At 69.2% G+C, this 2,157-nt stretch carries 2 protein-coding genes; both read left to right on the top strand.

Annotation, left to right across the window (positions count from 1 at the left end; genetic code table 11):
- The first annotated feature begins 225 nt into the window (after nucleotides 1-225).
- Nucleotides 226-1,119: a LysR family transcriptional regulator gene (locus JMF90_RS34465; RefSeq protein WP_201316802.1), complete on the top strand. Its 894-nt coding sequence runs from the start codon at nucleotides 226-228 to the stop codon at nucleotides 1,117-1,119.
- 116 nt (nucleotides 1,120-1,235) lie between these two features.
- Nucleotides 1,236-2,157: DUF2242 domain-containing protein (locus tag JMF90_RS34470; RefSeq protein ID WP_201326105.1), on the top strand; the 922-nt coding region annotated here is incomplete at its 3' end.

The following is a 2,157-nucleotide window of genomic DNA, read 5'->3' on the forward strand; positions in this document are numbered from 1 at the left end:
AGGATCGAGATGAAGATCAGGTTGTCGATGCCGAGCACGACTTCCACTCACGACGAGCGTCAGGAGCGCGGCCCAGACGGCGGGGTCGGTGGGCAAGCGTCAGCAGGTAGTCCATGGGCGGGGCCGATACGAAAGTGGAAAGCCTGATGATATGACGCCCCGAACTTCGCAAAAATCAGAGAGAATCTGACTTTAGGTTCGGTTTTTTCGATATATCGCGCGCCGATGCTCAATTTCCGACATCTGTACTATTTCTGGGTCGTGGTGAAGGAAGGCGGCTTCGCGCGTGCGGCCGAGCGGCTCGACATGGCCGTGCAGACGATCAGCGCGCAGGTGCGCGAACTGGAGAAATCGCTCGGGCACCAGCTACTGCGCCCCGCCGGGCGCGGTGTCGCGATGACCGACGCCGGGCAGGCCGCCTTTGCACGCGCGGAAATCATCTTCGAGATGGGCCGGCTGATTCCCGACGACGTGCGCGCGGCGGCCAGCCAGCCGACCGTGCGGCTCGCGGTCGGCCTCGCGGACGGCATCTCCAAGCTTGCCGCGCACGCGATCCTCGCCCCGGTGCTCGACACGCCCACACTGCGCCTGCTGTGCCACGAGGGCGAGCACGACGCGCTGCTCGCGGAACTCGCGCTGCATCATCTGGATCTCGTGCTGGCCGGTCAGGGCGCGCCGTCCGGGTCGAACCTGCGCGTGACGAGCGAGCGGCTCGTCGCGTCGCCGGTCGACTGGTACGGGCCCGCGGCACTCGTCACGCCGGCCGCGCGCCAGCGCTTTCCGCAATGTCTGGCCGAGCTGCCGGTGCTGCTGCCGACCGCGCATTCGGCATTGCGCGCCCATCTCGACCGATGGCTGGAAAGCGAGCGGATCGTGCCGCGCGTGGCCGGCGAATTCGAGGACAGCGCGCTGATGGCCGTGTTCGCGGCGCGCGGCCTCGGCGTGTTTCCACTGAGCGAACTCGGCGCGAACGATGCGTCGCTGCTGCGCGGGCTCAGGCGGCTCGGGCGCGCGGGCGACGTGACCGAGGAGATCCACGCGATCCGCTCCCGGCGCGGCGAACATCATCCGCTGACGGCGCAATTGCTGGCCGCGGCGCGCGGCGCGCCGGCCGACTGAAGCGAGCGCGACATCAAACGAAACTATAATGTCGCCCCGGCCATACGAGATGTGCGCGCGCATCAATCCGGGCACTCCCGTTGCGCCGCCTCTCGCCGAGCCTTCTGAAAGACGCCATGCACAACCGATTTCGCCTGTTTTCCGTTTCGTGCGCGCTCGCGGTCGCGACCGTGCTGGCGGCATGCTCGTCGCCGCCCAAGCCGATCTACCAGCAGGAACAGTTCGACGCGACCACCAGCCCGTATGCGCACACGTTCCACTCGAAATCCGACGCGGCCTGCGAGGCCGCGCGGCGCGCGCTGCTGAGCCAGGGCTACGTGGTGTCGTCGTCGCGCAACGACGCGGTCGACGGCAGCAAGAATTTCCAGCCGAGCAACGACATGCACGTCGTGATCGAGTTTCACGTCGTGTGCGCGGACGCGAATGCGGACGGCTCGTCGAGCATCGCGTACGTGAACGCGGTGCAGGACCGCTATACGCTGAAGAAGTCGAATACGTCGGCCAGCGTCGGCTTGAGCGTGTTCGGCTCGCTGTCGCTGCCGATCGGGTCGAGCGACGACGCGCTCGTCAAGACCGCGAGCGAGACGATTCCCGCCGGCGTGTTCTATGAGCGCTTCTTCACGCTCGTCGACCATTTCCTGAAGATCGACCCGGCGCGCCGCGACCGCGCAACCGTGAAGGCCGCCGAGAAGGAACCCGTCGCGCCGCTGCCCGAACCCGCGCCGACGCCGCAGGGCGAACCGCTGAAGATGACGACACCGGTCGTGCCGACGCCGCCCGCGGCGCCGGTGCCGCTTTCGGCGCCGGGGGTCGCGCCTGGATCGGGCGCGAATGCCGTGCCGGCCGCGGCATCGGCCGTGGCGGCGCCGGCCGCGATGCGGGCTGCCGCGCCGACGGCGGCGTCCGGGGCGGTGCCGGCTTCGGGGGCGGCGCCTGCGGCGGCGTCTGCACCTGCACCTGCTTCGGCTGACGGCCCGGCGCCTGCGTCGGCGCCTGCTCCCGCTTCGGCTGCTGCGCCCGCTTCGGCGCCTAAGCCGG

Origin of the sequence: Burkholderia sp. E168m23, from assembly GCF_016586125.1 — a bacterium.
GTDB lineage: Bacteria > Pseudomonadota > Gammaproteobacteria > Burkholderiales > Burkholderiaceae > Burkholderia > Burkholderia orbicola.